Source organism: Collinsella sp. LCP19S3_F2 (assembly GCF_052121015.1).
Classification (GTDB): domain Bacteria; phylum Actinomycetota; class Coriobacteriia; order Coriobacteriales; family Coriobacteriaceae; genus Collinsella.
The window spans coordinates 236363-254067 of sequence record NZ_JBQKFA010000004.1 but is presented as its reverse complement, the minus strand read 5'-3'; the positions used below and the strand labels follow the sequence as shown (position 1 = coordinate 254067).

18 protein-coding genes and 3 pseudogenes are annotated in these 17705 nt (G+C 49.0%); 4 read left to right on the top strand and 17 right to left on the bottom strand.

Translation table 11 applies throughout. The annotated features are described in order from the left end of the window. The coding region (locus ACTQX9_RS05525; protein WP_441540714.1) for an ATP-binding protein at positions 1-257 on the bottom strand (257 nt) is incomplete at its 3' end. Next, complete coding sequence (istA, locus tag ACTQX9_RS05520; RefSeq protein WP_304202435.1) at positions 254-1708, bottom strand: IS21 family transposase; 1455 nt, start codon at positions 1706-1708, stop codon at positions 254-256. The genes istA and ACTQX9_RS05525, both read right to left, overlap by 4 nt. 221 nt (positions 1709-1929) lie before the next feature. Between istA and ACTQX9_RS05515 the strand changes: the two genes are divergently transcribed. The 3 genes from ACTQX9_RS05515 (at position 1930) to istB (ACTQX9_RS05505) (ending at position 3591) form a co-directional block, all read left to right on the top strand. Next, a complete protein-coding gene (locus ACTQX9_RS05515) occupies positions 1930-2106 on the top strand; it encodes a hypothetical protein (protein ID WP_441540713.1) in 177 nt (58 codons plus the stop codon). Next, positions 2106-2879, top strand: a complete 774-nt coding sequence (istB, locus tag ACTQX9_RS05510; RefSeq protein ID WP_441540712.1) for an IS21-like element helper ATPase IstB — start codon at positions 2106-2108, stop codon at positions 2877-2879. The genes ACTQX9_RS05515 and istB (ACTQX9_RS05510) overlap by 1 nt, the downstream gene beginning before the upstream one ends. Before the next feature lie 88 nt (positions 2880-2967). Next, positions 2968-3591, top strand: coding sequence for an IS21-like element helper ATPase IstB (istB, locus tag ACTQX9_RS05505; protein ID WP_441540718.1), 624 nt, complete (start codon positions 2968-2970; stop codon positions 3589-3591). Between the two features lie 132 nt (positions 3592-3723). On the opposite strand, the gene ACTQX9_RS05500 is transcribed toward istB (ACTQX9_RS05505), so the two are convergent. From ACTQX9_RS05500 to ACTQX9_RS05465, 8 genes and pseudogenes are all read right to left on the bottom strand, one after another. After that, positions 3724-4170 carry a 3'-5' exonuclease gene (locus tag ACTQX9_RS05500; protein ID WP_441540717.1) on the bottom strand — a complete coding sequence of 149 codons (447 nt, stop codon included), beginning with the start codon at positions 4168-4170 and terminating at the stop codon, positions 3724-3726. A gap of 368 nt (positions 4171-4538) precedes the next feature. After that, positions 4539-4673, bottom strand: a pseudogene (locus ACTQX9_RS05495) (IS256 family transposase); the annotation flags it as partial. 195 nt (positions 4674-4868) lie between these two features. Further along, positions 4869-5312, bottom strand: a complete 444-nt coding sequence (locus ACTQX9_RS05490; RefSeq protein ID WP_441540711.1) for an ASCH domain-containing protein — start codon at positions 5310-5312, stop codon at positions 4869-4871. Next, a complete protein-coding gene (locus ACTQX9_RS05485) occupies positions 5297-6373 on the bottom strand; it encodes a GNAT family N-acetyltransferase (protein WP_441540710.1) in 1077 nt (358 codons plus the stop codon). Before ACTQX9_RS05485 ends, ACTQX9_RS05490 begins: the two co-directional genes overlap by 16 nt. 25 nt (positions 6374-6398) lie before the next feature. Further along, complete coding sequence (locus ACTQX9_RS05480) at positions 6399-6749, bottom strand: ASCH domain-containing protein (RefSeq protein ID WP_441540709.1); 351 nt, start codon at positions 6747-6749, stop codon at positions 6399-6401. A gap of 7 nt (positions 6750-6756) precedes the next feature. Beyond that, the gene (locus ACTQX9_RS05475) at positions 6757-7734 is read right to left on the bottom strand and encodes a hypothetical protein (RefSeq protein ID WP_441540708.1); all 978 of its coding nucleotides are present in this window, start codon (positions 7732-7734) and stop codon (positions 6757-6759) included. Positions 7735-8128: 394 nt separating this feature from the next. Next, on the bottom strand, positions 8129-8644 hold the full coding sequence (locus ACTQX9_RS05470; protein ID WP_441540707.1) for a TIR domain-containing protein: 516 nt from the start codon (positions 8642-8644) through the stop codon (positions 8129-8131). Positions 8645-8655: 11 nt separating this feature from the next. Next, positions 8656-9534 carry a macro domain-containing protein gene (locus ACTQX9_RS05465; protein WP_441540706.1) on the bottom strand — a complete coding sequence of 293 codons (879 nt, stop codon included), beginning with the start codon at positions 9532-9534 and terminating at the stop codon, positions 8656-8658. Between the two features lie 651 nt (positions 9535-10185). Between ACTQX9_RS05465 and ACTQX9_RS05460 the strand changes: the two are divergent. Continuing rightward, positions 10186-10275, top strand: a pseudogene (locus tag ACTQX9_RS05460) (transposase); the annotation flags it as partial. A 174-nt stretch (positions 10276-10449) separates the two neighbouring features. On the opposite strand, the pseudogene ACTQX9_RS05455 reads toward ACTQX9_RS05460, so the two are convergent. The 7 genes and pseudogenes from ACTQX9_RS05455 to ACTQX9_RS05425 all read right to left on the bottom strand — a co-directional run bounded on the left by ACTQX9_RS05455 (position 10450) and on the right by ACTQX9_RS05425 (position 17700). Then, a pseudogene (locus tag ACTQX9_RS05455) lies at positions 10450-11467 on the bottom strand (acyltransferase). A 23-nt stretch (positions 11468-11490) separates the two neighbouring features. Beyond that, on the bottom strand, positions 11491-12897 hold the full coding sequence (locus ACTQX9_RS05450) for a lipopolysaccharide biosynthesis protein (protein ID WP_441540705.1): 1407 nt from the start codon (positions 12895-12897) through the stop codon (positions 11491-11493). A gap of 9 nt (positions 12898-12906) precedes the next feature. Beyond that, on the bottom strand, positions 12907-14166 hold the full coding sequence (locus tag ACTQX9_RS05445) for an O-antigen ligase family protein (protein ID WP_441540704.1): 1260 nt from the start codon (positions 14164-14166) through the stop codon (positions 12907-12909). Then, positions 14166-15110 (bottom strand): capsular polysaccharide synthesis protein, encoded by a 945-nt coding sequence (locus ACTQX9_RS05440; RefSeq protein WP_441540703.1) that lies wholly within the window; start codon positions 15108-15110, stop codon positions 14166-14168. The genes ACTQX9_RS05445 and ACTQX9_RS05440 overlap by 1 nt, the downstream gene beginning before the upstream one ends. Beyond that, positions 15103-16170 (bottom strand): acyltransferase family protein, encoded by a 1068-nt coding sequence (locus ACTQX9_RS05435; RefSeq protein WP_441540702.1) that lies wholly within the window; start codon positions 16168-16170, stop codon positions 15103-15105. Before ACTQX9_RS05435 ends, ACTQX9_RS05440 begins: the two co-directional genes overlap by 8 nt. Further along, complete coding sequence (locus tag ACTQX9_RS05430) at positions 16163-16723, bottom strand: acyltransferase (RefSeq protein ID WP_441540701.1); 561 nt, start codon at positions 16721-16723, stop codon at positions 16163-16165. Before ACTQX9_RS05430 ends, ACTQX9_RS05435 begins: the two co-directional genes overlap by 8 nt. After that, a complete protein-coding gene (locus ACTQX9_RS05425; RefSeq protein WP_441540700.1) occupies positions 16723-17700 on the bottom strand; it encodes a DUF6625 family protein in 978 nt (325 codons plus the stop codon). The genes ACTQX9_RS05430 and ACTQX9_RS05425 overlap by 1 nt, the downstream gene beginning before the upstream one ends. Positions 17701-17705: the final 5 nt, after the last annotated feature.

The following is a 17705-nucleotide window of genomic DNA, read 5'->3' as shown; positions in this document are numbered from 1 at the left end:
CCGATCTCCTCCGGCACCTTTACCCTCGACCAGTCGTACCCTTCGAAGGTCTTGGGGACCGGGAACTTGGCCCGTTTCAGCAGCCGCCCCCTCCTGCTCTCCTCTCTCCAGGAGAGCTCCTCCTCGAACATGCCTGCCAAGAACCTGAGCTCTGCGGCCGTCGACTCCGACGCGTACTTCTCCGCAGTGTGGTTGGATAGCATCACGGCCCTGAACCCTCTTCTCACCGCGCTCTCCAGGTCGCCTCGCGCGCTCATGCGGCGTCACCTCCGAGCATCCTGTCGTAGACAGTGAGATCCGGGCCGACGTCGGGCTCCGTCCCAAGGCCGAACCCGCCCATCCTCGCGAGCATCATCTCCACGTCGGAGGGCCTGGCTCTCCCCGTTGAGGCCAGCACCTCGGAGATAGCGGCGCCGACGTCCTCGACCGAGCTCTCCCTGCACCACCTGCGCATGCACACGATCAGGTCCTTTCTGGCAGCCGACTCCAGCGCGTCCACATGGGCCCTCACGTCTGCGGGCATGGCGGCCCTGACCGCCGAGTTGCGCCATGCGCCGGGCTTCCTCACCAGCAACGCCAGCTGGGACACGGCCTCCGGCCCGTTCTTCGCGGCCCCGAACCTCCTCGCGTGCTCCGCCACGATCTCGCCCGCGGCGTCCGCGAACGCGACGGTGTGGGCGCCGTACACGGCGGTGACGGTGCCGGAAGCCTGCCTGTGGCCCACATGGTAGCGGTGGCCGCCGTCGACGGTGGCGTCGCCGCGCTTGTCCACCGACACGCCGGTGACGAATCGCATGCAGCTGAAGGGCTTGGCGGGCAGGGGCGGCATCGCCGACCTGTCCCTCTCGAACAGCTCCGACCATGTCAGCCCCTTCTCGTAGTGGCGGTTCGAACCCGAGCCCGAGCAGCGGCTGAGCAGCTCCGCGTTGAACAGCTCGATGTCGTCGACGCTGGGCGCAGGCGTGAACAGATGCTGGCGACACCAGTAGACCTTTCGCTCCACATTGCCCTTCTCGTTGCCGGCGCGGGGGTTGGCGTAGGTCGCCTCGAACCCGTAATGGGCCTTCATCCGGCGGAAGAGGTCCGCCTCGGTCACGCTTTGCCCGCGGCGCCTGCCGGCGCCCGTGGCGTTGTCGAAGACGATGCGGGTGGGAACGCAGCCGATGTGCTCGAAGATGTCGCGGAGGCCCTGGCACACGCACTCGCTGGTCTCGCCCGCGAAGAGCTGGCAGAAGCCCATGTTGGAGAAGGGGAAGCTGAGCACCAGGAAGTGCATCCTCACGCGCTCTCCCCCGGCCAGCACGTCGACGTCGCCGAAGTCGGCCTGCGCCTCCCCCGGCGCCCAGACAAGCTCCATATAGCAGTCGGACGCCGCGGATATCTCGGCCTTGCGCCTCCTCACGTAGTTCTTGACGGTTCCGTAGCCGCCGTCGTAGGCGGTCTCGTCCAGCAAGCGCTCGTATATGCGCTTTGCGCTGTGTCGCTGCTTGCGCCATACGCGCTGGTCGCCGAGCAGGATCTCGTCGACGAAGGGCTTGTAAGGGTCAAGGATCGACGGGCGCGATTGCAGGCTCGGGGCCTGCGGCGAGAAATCGTCCATCGCGATGTACTTGCGGATCGTCGGTTGGGATATCCCCGTCCTGCGCTGTATCTCCGCATTGGAGAGGCCCCTTCTCGACATCTCTCGTATACTTTCGATCATTGGCATGCTGATCATCCTTCCTGCCTCCTGTGCAATTGTCAGTTGGTAGCTGCAATTGCAACGGTAGGCCTAGCTGGTCGGCATGCCTTTGCCTTTTCTGAAATTCTTCGTTTCCGTAGATGAAAAGAATGGGTGCCGCACTAGCAACAATCAGATTGCCCTAAACACGCTGCATCGGCCGGCGCGTGAGCGTCGTGGCGATGCCCGGCGGCCAGGTCGTGGTGAGGATGGCCGGCGAGGAGGTCGCCGTCCACGACGCCGCGTCCGGGCCGTCGAGGCCCATCAACTACGACCCCGACCACTACGGGCAGGCCCTCGAGGGGAAGCGGGGCCTGGCCGACGCGGACATCGCCGAGGCCGCGCGCGCCAACCTCGCGCTGCTCGACTCGCTCGGAGGGGCGTGATGGGCGCCGTCGCGGAGGGCAGCCCCTCGATCAGGGCGCAGGCGAACCTCTCCGCGCTCGGGCTGCACGAGATGGCGGCGTCCCTGCCCGACTACGTGAGGATGGTCGCCGCGGGCGAGCGGGGCTTCGCCTCCGCCCTCGAGGAGATGACGCGCGTCGAGGTCGCCGCCCGGGAGGTCAGGATCACCAACCAGCGCATACGGTCGTCGGGGTTCCCCTACGTCAAGGGGCTGGCGGACTTCGACTGGGACTTCCAGCCGTCGGTCCCGCGCGCCGAGATCGAGGAGCTCGCGACCCTGAGGTTCGTCGAGCGGGCCGAGAACGTCCTGTTCGTGGGGAGCCCCGGCGTGGGCAAGACGCACCTCGCCGTCGCGCTGGGCATCGAGGCGGTCAGGGCGGGGCGCGAGGTCAGGTTCGTGGACTGCGCCCGGCTCGTCGAGGACCTGGAGGACGCCTCGTCGCGCGGCATCCTCAAGAAGAGGCTCAGGTACTACGCCCACTCGAGGCTGCTGATCATCGACGAGCTCGGCTACCTCGACGTCGGCAGCGCGGGCGCGGACCTGCTGTTCCAGCTGATATCGACGCGCTACGAGCAGCGCTCGACGATCATCACCACCAACGTGGGGATCAGCGGCTGGGGCAGGGTGTTCGGGGACGACGTGGCGGCGAGCGCGATCGCGGACAGGGTGTGCCACCACTGCCACCTGGTCAAGATAACCGGCAGGTCCTACAGGCTGAAGGACCTGCCGAGGGACGGTCCCGTCAAGCCGTGACCGGAATCGGTGAAAATACGTTAGCGCAACCGGTGAAACCGCCTTTGCGCGAACGGCGCGCCTGTTTAGCGAAACTGGTGAAAAATAGATTGACGCTAACAAGGCGGAGAGGTCCAGCCGCGAGGCCTCGAAGCGCGCGACGCTGCTCAGGCGCTGCGCGCTGCCGGCGCCCAAGACCTTCGACGGCTACGACTGGTCGGCCGTGTCGTGGCCGGAGGGCATGGGGCGCGAGTCGCTGCTCGCGCTCGACTTCGTCGAGCGCAGGGAGGACCTCGTGCTCATGGGCGACGTCGGCACCGGCAAGACGCACATGGCGTCGGCCCTCTGCGCGCTGGCGTGCGAGAGGAGGCTCGAGGCGCGCTTCTTCACGGCGTCCTCGCTCGTGATGCGCCTGAGGCGCGCCCGCGACGACGGGAGGCTCGACCGGGAGGCCGCGCTCATCGGCAAGGCCCGCCTGCTCGTCATCGACGAGCTCGGGTTTCTCCCGCTCGACTCGGACGGGGCGAGGCTGCTCTTCCAGGTCTTCGCCGACGCATACGAGAGGCAGTCGGTGGTAATCACCACGAACCTGGAGTTCAGCAGGTGGGGGTCGGTGTTCGGGGACGACCAGATGGCCGCCGCCGTGATCGACCGCATCGTCCACCACGGGAGGCTCGTCCAGTTCCGCGGCGAGTCCTACCGCGTCCGCCATGCCCTCATGCAGGAGGGCTAGCCGCTCAAAAAGCGTGCGCGCTTCCGATGCTCAGGCTGCTCAATTTCCGATGCTCTTTTTGCTCAAATCCTCTTGACGAAACACAATCGTGATTAAACGTCGACATCCGCCTCTTACGCCTCGCCCAAGCAATCACCCCGCCCCGTCCATGACCGTCCAACTCACAGGCTCAATGCCCGGAAGAGACGTTAGGCAAGAGGGGCAGGCAACATGATAGTTCCCGTTATTTGTCCTGCGCTGCATAGAAGCGGAGACATATACCGCTTTGCAGGCGCGAGTGACACCGACGTACAGCAGGCCCATTTCCTCAATAAGCCCGTCTGGCATTTTCTTCGCATTCACGATCCGGCATCCACGCGCAGAACACGAGCATATACCAGCTCTTTCGCACCGAGAGCAAATCCCTCCAGGCCAGTCGAAACGCGTAACGCCCGGAATGAAAACGGTGTCCCACTCGAGTCCCTTAGCGGAGTGAACGGTCATCATCGAGATATCCGCATCAAGGTAATCGGAAAAACGCCGCAGGGAGCCCTCGGAAAAGATGCTCACGATATAGTCGAAGCGCTCCGATAGGCCCATGGCGACGCAGCCTATCGAAAGATGCTTCCGCAGCGCCCCAAGAAGCATGACATAGGACCATCCTTACTCGAATCTTCTGGAGCCATGTGTGAGTAAGGTTACATTCAAGAAGAAAATCGCTCGCTTTTATGCCAGTTTCCAATTCTGATGATGGTTTTGACTGGGCATTTCTTACATCAGAATCACTTAATTGGAAGCCGGCACAGCAGTGATCTTCAGGTGGCGTTAGAAAACTTTAGCAGCAAATCTAAATCATATTGTCGATACCCTTTGTTTGCCCACGGCAAAGAGTGCACGCGCAGCGTCACATAGTCATGGCAGTTCCATAAAGCAAAAGGTGCTGGGGCTTTCAAAGCCCCAGCACCTCACCGGCCGGCCCCGACAAGATCGGACGCGTTCTCGTCAACCAGCGCGTTGAGTGTCTTCTCGACGGTCTTCCTCACCAGATTCCCTATATCCTTGCGCAGCGACTCCTCGTCGACTGATGCGGTGTTCGCAGACACAGCCCATGCCCCCTTCATCAATGATTTGTTGTTTAGCCGCTGGAAATCATATGACGGGGCGCGGGCCGTGTTCCGCCATGCGGTTGTCAATTTGCGAAAGAAATAATGAGTCACCCCGCCCAACGACCCATACGAGCAGATGACAGTAATTCGCACGGTTATAGTGCCTACTACGCTATGCGAGCCCCGTCATCATCATGTAGATTGGCAGCGCCGTTCAGTTTCAACTCGAAAACTTGGAAGCGATTCCAGTGAGTTAGCATCAGCATCAGATAGGTAGACAAAAGACTGTGGGGGCCTGCTAATCCCGAGCTCATTAAGCTCGAGCGGCTTATCAAATCTATAGCAGGAATCAATGAAAAAGATGACCGACCTACTTCTCCCCTCGTAATAGCAATCGAACTGTGTTTTACTCAGTGCGCCTTTATCGCACGTGGAATCCCATGCCTCTCTCGGAGAGCAACTCTCGGTCTTCGAAAGCATAAAATAACCAACGACCTTACCTGAACCCCGAGACTCATAGATGAAGCATCTATCAACTGGTTTCGACGGCAGCACCTTTCTATACTCGACGGTTTTCAATCCATCAAATATCAAATCCAAGTACTGTTTTTTAATTGAGATCAGTATTGCTGCCATAGTTGTTTCTGCTTGAAAAGTTCCACATATGCCTTCTCGTCAATTGACGCAATGCTCTGCGGAATGGGAATTCCATTTTTTCTCATGTCTTCAGCGCTGATTGCTGGCTGGATAAAACCAAGCAAATCGAAACTAAGAACTAGCAGGCCATTGTTAGCACCTTCGATTAGCAGGCGGATATCGTCTTTTGCATATACCGTTCGTCCCTTAACCAGATTCATCACCGCGGTTATATCCATCGTTCTATCACTCGTTCTAACAACACCATAAACCTCAACGGAACGCCTGTCTTTGCTTCGATAAAAATAAAGTAGGTCACCCGGCTCGATACGATTAGTTGAAGACCTACAAACATAGGCTTTTCGAATTGCGTTGCCTTCTGACTCTTGGAATTGAAGGCTCTTTCCAAACAACGAGCCTCGGAAGTCTGATATGTCAGGAAATAGCTTCTCGTGCCATTCCGGACGAATTGGAACTAAATGTTTACCGACAGCCGGGTCATCCATATAAGAAGGGAAATACTCACGAGCAAATGTATCTTTACCCAACATTGGATTATTTGACGTCGGGAAAACCCACTTACCGTATACGCAATCAGCGTCTTTCGCTCCACGCGATTCTATCGTTCCAAACTGGTGAAAGCCGAACTCCTCCAGAAGCTTAATTAGCGACCTCTGGATGACGCCCGTTGTTAGATAAATAAATGGAATCTCATAGCCAAAACACTTATAGAATACAGACTGCAGCAGATTCTCGCCAAGCTTAGCTCCGCGTGCTTCATCAGCAACTTTGAAGGTGCAAATCTTGAGAGTATCTTTGGAAGGGGTATAACCTTCGCTATTTATGGGCTCATCATGTTCGATTTTATAAATACAGAGAGCATATAGTTTTCCGTCCTCACGAATGGCAAAACTGTTGCGTTTCCCCAACACGCATTTATCGATGAACCATCTATTGAATTCATCACCATAGAAATCCCGAAGAGAATCAAAGAAACTGTCGCTCAGATCAAAATCCGAGCATGAGACCTCTTCGACAAGCGTGCGTATTTCTGTCCTCACGATGACACTCCCGGCTCTTGAACTCCTAGGAAACGCAATCGGCTCCAAATATCTCTCTCAGCGGCGCGCGTTTTGAAAGCTTAACGACCCACAGATTATCTGGACCACCATCCGCCGGCATAGGGAAGAGCTGAAAAAAAATGTCATTATCGACAGACGACAGTTCACACACATGCTTATCTTCAGTTCGATTGTATTTCATGACGCCATCTACATAATATGACCCGAGATATAAACCCGTTGCAGCATCTCGATAGCTGATGATATCAATCCCTTCAAGAGGCGTGTCTCTAATCTCATATTTTTTTACCCCAGATACAATCATGTCGAAGAATTCATGATGTATTTTCATAATGGCAATTGTCAGTTTTTCCACTTTCAAATCAACCTCCCTGCAAGCACTTCGAAACTAAAGAAATCAGTATAGGCGACAGAAGCTGGAGCATGTTCCCGATAGAGGCAGAAATTAAATCAAGCCCCACCAAAATCAAAAGATAGAAGAGGGCAGTTCTAGCACTAATTATTTTACGAGATAAACAAAACTGAAATATACTCGGACCCCCTGCTTCTTCCCATTGATAAACGATGAAACGACTCTTCTGCTCACTCCGAAAATAACTGCTACTCAATAACTTTGGCTGGTATTTGCTCCAACTCCCCATCTCGAGCTGACGAACTTTATACGGAGTAGACCAGGCTTCGACGGACCACTCCACATTCGCCACCAAAGCAAGCCTTACCTGAGCTATTTCACTTTGTGAACAGGCTAGGGCACAGCCAACATCAATCGGGAGTCCACGAATTTGGTTGATTTCGATAAAGGCGTAAGCGCGGAAGGGAATAATGGGTCCCGTAATAACTTCCTTAAAATCGCCAGGGCTTGAAATGGTGAAATCCAAGGCGGGATAAGGAATTCTGAACCTATAGTAAACAGAGGCGCCTTGACCCTCGGTATTGAACTTAAAATTGATTATTGACCCCTCTTCAGGATGATTGGCCATTTCCAAGCATGCCGAGCTAAGAGGGCAAACTGTATAGTTATGTGTATTAAAGAAATCTGAGTCCTCGGGCAAGAGATCTTGATTTATTTCACTGCGGTATTCATTAAATACTGAACGATAAATATAGTGGTCATCCAGCGTATTTGATAAATCGGTAATTTGCTCCTTTTCTAATTGGTATGGAACAAAAATTGTCACTACCCCAGAACCGGAATTGGAAGAAATGTCAATTCCGAAATCAACATCACAACCCAGCCTTCGGTTAATCCAAACATTAATATCAGCAGAAAGAACGATTTCTTTGTCCGAATCGCAAGAGGCATAGATAGCGAAGCTGTCAAACTCGGAAGGATTTGGCATACCCAATCGGCCACCAATAGCTACTAGATACAACTACAACATTGACGACAAGTGATATCAAGCCGTCTCGTCTACTTTAATTAAACGTTACAGCAAGCGGCACGTCGCTTATGCAAATGGTCAAAAATTGCAATTAAGTAGACTGAACCAGTCTCCGAAGATTGGCAGAATAACCACCAGCAACAAAGGGCACCGTAGCCCAGCATTCGGGGATCGCACGATCCCCGAATCACCGCCTGATATCTAAACTGCCGGAAAGGGAAGCAACTACTCGAATACGCATACCGGCTTATAAAGGAACGGAATGTACCTTTAACGCCGTCGAACAAACTACGGTCATCGGGATTACTAAAATCTCTCACAGGACAATCCCAGTCAGCACGAACACTTAACCCTACTTCCCCAGCGCGATTTTTACTTGCTGGTAGTCCCAGTCCAAATAGCCCTTGCGACGGCTTTTCATTGGAGCATGAACGCCGCAATCCCTGATAACTTCAGGACACAAAGACTTGTTCACGCGCGCAGAATTATATAGAACTACGATTTCGACGCCGGCCTCTTTGGCCATCCTGCATTCGTATTCGATATAGCTTTCAAACGTAACGTACTTTCCAACGTTACACAGCTTATATCCACAACGATACGACCAGCACCACTGGCAGCTACCCTTTGTTACCGAGTCGGTATGATCACCCACAATTAGAACAAAACGCTTTGATGCATCCATGCGTTGCCTAAGAGATGCCTTGATGTTACAGGGCTTGCTCGTATCGCGAGACTGATGAAGCTCATGGGCATCGGTAAAACTAAGCGACCAATAGCCGCTGTCGTTCCACTTTCTTAATTGTTCAACAGCGTCGAAATCATGGTCCCAATCGGCTGCAATATAGGTTCTTGTACGATAAGCCATGCGAACTCCTCTTAATCCCAAATAGAAACCTTATCAACATCGCCAGAGTAGACGACAACTGTCGTATGCCCGGTCAATTTCTCGCGATGGAGCGTTAAAAATGAAGTGATTAAACTGAATGACCCCTTATGGTCTAGGCCCATGCGCGATAAACCTGTACCCATTAGAGGAATAACCAAGTTACAACCCTGACCGTTTCCATCATGGAATTCAATCACGCCATTTAGAGCCAAAAGCAGATTCTCTCTATCGCTATGAGCGACATTCCGGCTATCGAATTGAGATAGAGCAGTAAGCAGGTACGTTATATTACCGACGGTAAAAGGAACAACAGTCCCAACCGGATACTCATTTGTTTTGCCACGAAATCCAGAAGGAACTGCCTTAACGGATGCCGGATCAACATCCGCAAGAGCGTCTTCAATCCTTCGATCGATTTCGGCAACAGACAGACCACGCTCATCCATCTTAGAAAGCCAGAGGCCATGCAGGCTAAATGGCGAAACGAGTGGATGCGCGCAGGAGCCCGGTTTGTCGGCTACGGTATCGAAAGTCGTATTGACAGGAATAACGCAACAACAATGACCATCTACAAAATCGTCTGTAAACGAAAACAAATCCCCATAACACGCCTGCAAAGACGAGCCGCCACAAGACCAAAACTCTCTATTTCTCTTAAGAGCGGCGTGGGCAGCACTGCCCACGCACGACAAAATGAGCAAGACCAAAAGAGCCATGATCTTTAGGCAAGTATTATTTAGTCCAAGGTCATCTAGGGAGATAAAGGAAACTACTACACCCCAAATCCCAAACACTCCCCCACACCATTTGACAAAACAGCTCCGCCAAAGATGGCTGCGGACACGAAGCGTGTCGATAAGTGTATTCATCCGCATTTCCCTAATCCATAATCCAGACAATATGATTCAAAGAAACTCTCTTTACCTCACGGGCTTGGTCAAGCTCAAACAGCAGCCATTCGAGCTCTTCCTGATTGTCATCTTCGGTAGTATCACTCATATCTGACATCCTTATAAGAAAGGAACGACTGGTTCATCGTAAATTGACGGTCAAAATCAAACAGTACCAAATCGTCCCAATGCTCCTCAGCAGTCAATAACGGGCTCACGGTCATAAATAATGAAAACGCCTCAGCGACTTTAATGGTGCCCCATGCATGACTCGAAGTGATTCACAATGGAAGAACTATTATCTTTGCCGCAATGAGAAACAATATCGACAGGCAGCATGACAGTCCCCAGTAAACAGTCAACCAAATTGCAAGCTCAACAAACGGATGTTAACATCATGCGCCGGGCAGTGAACGCCTGAGGCAATGGTACTCCCTAACGCTTTAACGAATGACATTGGTCAAATATTTTTCGTTAAACGGTAGCCGGAAAATCGAACTGCCGGAATACGTCATAGCGTAGAACGGACTCGGGCCCGACATGATTCTCACGGCGAGTTTCATCCTCACCCAAAACCTAATATTCTGACAATCTCAGGCTCTAGGAGCGAGTGCGCTGGACCGGAACGGGACGAACAACGGGATCGAGCGCATCGACCGCAAGATCAGGAGGAGGACGAGGGTCGTCGGGACCTTCCCGAACGACACCTCGGCACTCATGCGACATGCAGGAGCTGCACAGGCGCCTCGCCGAGCGGGTCGTGAACGCCGTGATGGACGCCGAGGCCGACCAGCTGTGCGGTGGCGGTACACGCCCACGACTGGCTTCTCTTCGTTTTCATCGTAGATGATCTTGCGAGCAGCGCAACATCCTAGGAAGTAAAACAGCCGATGCCTAAATATATTCCAAGACGCGATCGCAAAGAGAATTAATCAGGTGACAGCGACTCAGGACTTTTTTGATCAACCAATTCACTGGCAGGTCAATCAAAATGCACGCAGTCATCGTTAGCAATGTAACGAAGATTGAAATGAGCGGCCAAATAGGTAAAGAGTAATAGGGCTCAACGTTTACGAGCATTGGCACTAAACACGTCCTGAAAGCACCTTCAAATAGATACACTGCAAACACATGCACTGAAACTTTGTTAATTAGCCCAGAGGAAAAGTGGTGCTTTTTGAAAATAAGAAATATCGAGACCGCTTCAAGCAAAACAAATATGCTGCAGTCACGCGCAAAGGGAATGTGAATAGAACCCGTTAGCTTGCTCAGAATTGAGTCTAAGATAAATATCGAAATGAATGAACCGAGGAAAATAGCACATAAATGAGTATCGGACACCCTGTCTTCTGCGTTAAAGCGACGCAGATAGCCCCCAAGCAAATACACAAACACAAGGTTCAAAACATTTTTGCCGCTACCCAAAGGGTGGAAATAAAGAACGCTTGGTAGCAGAACGAAAACCAAGCAGAGCGCTGTTAGAAGTTTTTTGAACTGTCGCTGGGAGGAACGGTCTACAAACCCATTGAGATACGGCGAAAACAACAGGATTAATAGATAGCAAGTAAAGAACCAGAATTCATTCGTAGAGAACGGCAGCAACGCTTTAATGAGCTGCGAATACCCCCCCCCCCGATACAAATAATGTAAGCAAAGAAGCAAGTAGAGAATAAAACAGTGCCGATAGCTCCAGTAACAAAATCTTGAAACTCGTTCTTCTAATACCAAAGTAGCCGGAAATTAGAACAAATACGGACACCCCACAATTGAAAATGCTATTTTCGATTTGAATCCAAATGGAGTTAATGCCGAATGCATCACTCAGCAAGGGACCATTCACATGCATGATAACTATGCCAAATATGGCAAAAAGCCTCAGCAGCTCGATACTTGAGTTTCGTGTAGTAGCCATCGGTCATCCCAAAAAATTATCATCTAAGACTTAATCTTACTGAGCAAGCCAGAAACAAGCACCTTAAGATCTTTCACGTACAAAAGCACAATTAAGATTAATAGCAGTACCTCAATTGCGTATATATACACTGGATCCGTTATCAAGATTAGGAAGAACGACTGAAGCAATAAAATCGCGTAGGATGCCAGGTCGCGGCTCAAGTGTATGTTTAGGGGAACAATGCTCGACGCCTTATTCAGGCGGGTAAACCAGACGAATCCATATGAAACCATCGTAGAGAAAGCAGCTCCGAGCGGGCCGTAGCATCGAACTAGAACCAAGTTCATTGCTATATTGATCGCTGCGCCCACGATGGTGGTCGAGGCAAGAATCTTTGTTTCCTTAGCAGCGGCAAAAATACCTTCAAAAACACCGCAGAGACAGCTAAATACTACAGAAATGGTAAGTAGCGGCGCATACTGCCAGGCCTGATAGAAGTCATTTGCGTACAGAATGCGGGCAATAAATTTATCTCCTACAAGCAATAAAGAACATAGCAGCACCAGGCCGCAATTGTAGATTGAATAAATCCTAGAGTAAAACTCTCCCGAGCTTTCATTTATTTCTTTTACTGCCGATAAGATCCAAGCTTGGTTGAATATCGACTGAAAAACATTAAGGATCGACGGGATTTTAAAAGCAACTGAATAAATGCCGTTTGCGGCTGCGCCACAAATCCAAGTAACAATATATCGATCGGAAACATTGTTAATCCACCAAGCAATTTGGTCAAAGATCAATGGCCTACTATATTCAGCCATTTCCTCGCTCAATGCTTTGTTACGGCGTGCCGTTATATACGTCCATAGCTTAAGACGAACAACCAAATATATAGAAACGACAACGAAAGCGGATATATTTGCAATAAAGTAACCAGATACCCCCATGGGGAAGATAAGCAAAAGCGTCACATTGAGAATAATGATTACTGCAGAGCTAATGATACCAGCGATAGCTACATCAAAAATGCGATCGATACCACGTGCAAACGACAGCAGAATATCCGAAAGCAAGCAGAACACGTAATAGAGAACAAAATAAGTCGGATACTCGTTGAACAGAGGGATTAGATTCAACCAACAATTAATCGCTACGACAGCGACTATTACCAGGCTAGCCTGTATAAAAGATCTGATAGCTTCAGAGAAAACCTGGCAACGATCGCCCGTGGCATCCATTGAAAACCTAAGGGCGGCTTGAGAGACCGCACCCGACAGCAACGGAACCAAGAGAAACGCCGTGGTCGTATAAATGTCGTAAAGGCCATAATCGGCAGTACTGAGGACGCTTGTATACAACGGAACGAGCAAGAAAGAGAGAATCTTGCTCGCAAAGTTGCTCAACGTCATTAAGCCGATATTTTTAAGAAAGTATGTATATTTCCCCATTTTATATCCTTACGACAGCTTTCGGGGAAATTCTCGTTTGTCGTTTTCCCGAAAGCTATGTCCAAACTGCGACTCCCACCGAAGGGCTAAACAGAAAAAGGGCAAAGAGAGGGAGGCGCAAAAATACGTATAAAACATATTAAAAAATGCATTAAAGAGCCACATGAACACAAGGAAGAAAATGGGCAGAGCAGGCATATGACAATCCTTCAGTAAATTGCGGACCAGTGAACCAAATGCCCATAAATAAATGCACAGACCAAGAAGACCGTAGTCACTTAAAATCTGGATAAAATCGTTATGTGCCCAGAGAGGATTTCCAAAATAAGCGTAATTAAGATTAAATAGCCAATTAACGCCATGTCCGAATATCAGTTCAAAGGGCTTGCTCTTAAAGATATTCAAAACGTCATAAGACCAAAAGACCGATCGTCCGCTTGTAAAAGCTTCTAGGGGATCCATTCCGGTATTAGCCCTATTAGCTGTATTTAAAAATTTTTCACTAATAGGAGATGCGAGAACGATCAATACAAAAAAGCAAACACCTAAAACTACAATATAAGGAAATGTTTTTTTATTATTCAATTTAATATAAATAAACAATAGCCATGCGCACAGAAGCACTGCAAGATATGTCCTCGAGCTTCCCAGCAATACACAGAGACTTGAGATAAAGAAAGAACCCAAATAAATAAATTTACCATGCAGCTGATACTGGACTAATGAAATTGCAAACACATAGATGGCAGTGGGACAAAGAAGGAATGTTGTTCCAGCAAAAGAGACAAATCCTTTTGTTTCTCCTTCGTATATATATGAAGAGCTCATAAAAAAGGAGATAAAGACGACTAAATTCCAGATCAATAGAATGGCATCGACATATTTCTTTTTACTACGAAATACAGCCAGGAATTCATCCTTTTCTAGCTTTATCAATTCAAAAAAAAGTAACAAAAAGGGAAAGTAAAACAGCATATTGTTTTCATAATAATGAAAACCCCATTTTGTAACGTTAAGCAAAAACGTTCCAACGATGAAAAGAGCGATCATTAACTGCTGAAAATGAAAACGCTTAAAGAAATAGTAGAGAAAGAATAGGAGTACGGTAACTCCAGTCAAAACTAGATTTAAGCTTGCAATCTTGGTTTTCAATAAAGATGTAATCGGAAATAATAAAAGAATATAAAAGAGGAGAGTTTTAACTACCTCTCCCCCCTTATTCCTCGTTTTTCCTGAGCAACTTACAGGATGTTGCGATATCTGGTTCATTAATAGATCTCCTTCAGATGAGCGACAGTGCTGTTCGAATCCCATTCGGGCAATTTATATGTCAGCTTATGTATTGGAGTAAGCGCCTTAATTTGCTCAACCCTTTGAACATTAAAGGGTTTTTGAAGTTCAATCATTAGAAGATGATTATCAATTTGAAGATGATTATCAATTTGGTTGTAATAAGGAACTTCATTCCAGAGCTGCTCATTCGCATCGGTTACGATTCTAAATAGCATATGAAGTAGAAAATAATTCTTTAAATAATTGAATTTATCCCAATATGCAAAAATCAAATCACGAGTTTGAATAAGCAATTTAAATTGAGGCTGCGCTGAGTATATAAACCAACTGGCCATGTTAATCATTTCTTTGTCCATCCATCCATTGTGAAAAACGAAGAAGCCTGATTCCAGAACAAAATCGGGTATAGCCCCGGTAAGCATGGTCGTTGCATCCAGCCAAAGCCCACCATGCTCAATGAGAAGTTGGAGGCGTAGTATATCGGAAAAATGAGTGTTGCTGATCACTCCACTTTTCCATTTATCAACTATGAAGTCTGGCAGCGTGGCATATTCCGAGAAGTTCTCCGCAGTGATCAGAACAATGTCCCAGTCCTGCAGCCATTTATTAATTGATGCATAGCACTGTTTGACCACCACAGGCGCTGCATCAATGCCTTGAAGCCAGCATACCCATGCAGTTCGAGACGAAGTACATGTAGTTTCAGCAGCTGCAGCCTTAGTTATCTCGACTTTTGCAAGATAATCCCTATAAAAGGGTCCCATCTTCTTGTTGACCCATTTATACGCCTTATACATGCTGTTAAGGCCAACGAGATACTTATCGCCGAACCCGCAAGCCATTAATCCCACAGATGCGGCATCGGTAAACAGAGTTCTCGAAGCAATACTATTGCTCAAGCGTTTAGCCAGCCTATTCATACTTACCTTTCATTTGTTTAAGAGCTTTAACGGGCTCAAAGACAAACAACATCCACCAGTGCGATAGAGAGATTTGGTAGATGGCGATTGGAACCGCGATGCTAACAACAAACCCAACGACCATATTTATACAAAGCGAGTCGATTCCAAGCTTAAGAAGAATTGATCTAATTCCCGCAGCGCAAATCGTGTGCAGAACATAGACCGGCATAAAGAAACGGCCCATTTTTGATAAATAGGGGGCATATTTTTGCAGTCCCTTAGCGCCAATCGCCATCGTAATGATGGAATAGACAAATAACGTTGCAAGTAAGAACTGCAAACCACGATTGGAATTTTCCGCACCGTAATTATTGAATGAAATAATAAGGGCTGCAATCATAGCGATCACCGCAACAGTGCGGTTTAAAACCCTTCCGCGAATGTCGCCGTCAGATAGAAGCATTCCAAATACAAACCACACGCCACAAGCGGCGATTTTCTGGACTAGATCCGGGAAACTCCAGCACATAGGGCAAAAAACGTAGATCAGCTTTATTGCAAAAGCAGCAATGAATAGCTTTAAAGTGTTTTTGATGTTGCCAAGCCTGGGAATTATGCAGAATAAGAGAAACAGCGTGTATAGGTACCAGTAAGGCGCAATCGGCTCGAACAACAATGTGCACACAAAAGGCGTAGCCTGGTTATTAACCTCACTTGAGAACACATTTTTGAGAAGCAAGGTTAAGGTTGAAAAGACAACATATGGCACACCCAGAGAAAGCGCCTTGCTCTTAAGGGATCGAAGGTGCCCCTCCAGTGTCGAACCACCTTTGTTGAACTGATATAAAAAACCGCTGCAGACAAAAAATAGTGGCACATGGAAGGTATAAACGGTCTGTATGGGAAGTTGATACCAAGGATTGTCCTCATTAAGTAAGCCAGAAGAGGCCATCGACATGTATAGATGCCCAAATACAACTAAAAGGCATGCGAACAACTTGACCGCATCAACCCATGCAACTCGAGAACCTTTTAGAGGCTTATTAAGAGATTCGTTGACAGTGCTTTTATTATGCATCTTCGCAGTTAACCATTTCTTCGACAGTACATGGCTCTCTCAGCCCTTTTGCAAGATACGGGGCAGAAAATGCCTCTAGCTTTTTCTTAGATTCCGCGTAGCTGCCAATTACTTTTGCTGGCACTCCGCCAACAACACTCCCCGATGGAACGTCTTTTGTTACCACCGCACCAGCCGCAATAATGCAGTTATCACCTATCGTTACACCATAATTGATGATCGCATCGGCTCCAACATAGACATTGTTTCCGATTTCCACGCGCCCGTATCGGCACAAAAAGCGGTCAGATTGTTCCTCATGATTGAATACAGTGTTAAGGGCGGAGTGCGTAACGATTCGCACGCCGGCAGAAATGGCCACATTATCGTGGAACGTGACCAAAAACGGCTCAGCGGGGAGCAAGTTTGACTGGTAATAACAATTTTCGCCAACCGAGGCAAAATAATTATGGCGCTTCATAAAGGCCATTTTCTTCCAGCCATCACGAATTGTGATGAGTCGTAGCTGCCGCCAATAGCGCCTAAAGGTATCGAAAGTCTTATAAAGAGGCATTATTCTCCCTGCGATTTATATCCAAGCATTCCCTTGACGTTGAATAGGATTCTTTCAGGCGTGATCTTGTGCCGGTTAAACCACAGCACCTTTGCGTAGTACTTGATTTTGCTCCTCTTGCTCTTCTGCCTAATAAGGTCTTCCGTAATCTCATACGGACGATCGGTTGTAACATCGGGATAGATCAAATACTGCTTGATGGGATCGTACTCGCGAATCCTAAAGCTGGTTGGCCGACACCAGTAATGAAGATACATATATTCCTGCGTCTCGATATTCCCCCGATAGAGGTAGTAGCGAGTTATTCGGCCGTTTTTCCAAGTGAATACCTGTGACTCATTCTTCTCTCTATCGGCCTCTTCTTGCCAATCGAGATAAAAGCCGTAGTCATACTTAAGAAGGTTTGCAAAATCGATCCCCTTATATACAGGAATAGAAAGTCCCTCATAGATTGCATCCATTCCAGGCTCGTCGAACGCGTAGCTCTTGTCATTTCCAAGGGCCTCGTGGTAGTCGAGAGCACCATCAATATGGGTTCTATAACGAGAACATACCTCGGGAGAGTTTTTAAACAACATCGAGTGGCCGTTAAAGCCGATCTTCTCGTACTTGGACAAGATTTCGTCCGTGTAGAACTTTCTAATATCGCCCCATACGAGATCGATATCGCAGTCACCCCAGAAGTCATAGCCTTTTAGCTCTTCGGCAAATATCTCGCCATAAGCAGGCTTAAAATCGCAAAGCTTATAGGGACGATCCAAAGAGATGGGAAAGTCATAAATCTGCTGGGCACGTTCGCGCATTTTATCAAACGACCAATACGTCACTTTCACATTTGGCGGATAGTCGTATTCCGTGTGATCGTCGGTAAAAATGAGCCAGTCAATCGAAGGATTGCAGCCACAGCTCATAAGCCAAAACTGAAACCCTTTGGGAAACTTTCCGAAATAAGGAACAACATATGCAATGGAATACATAAGAA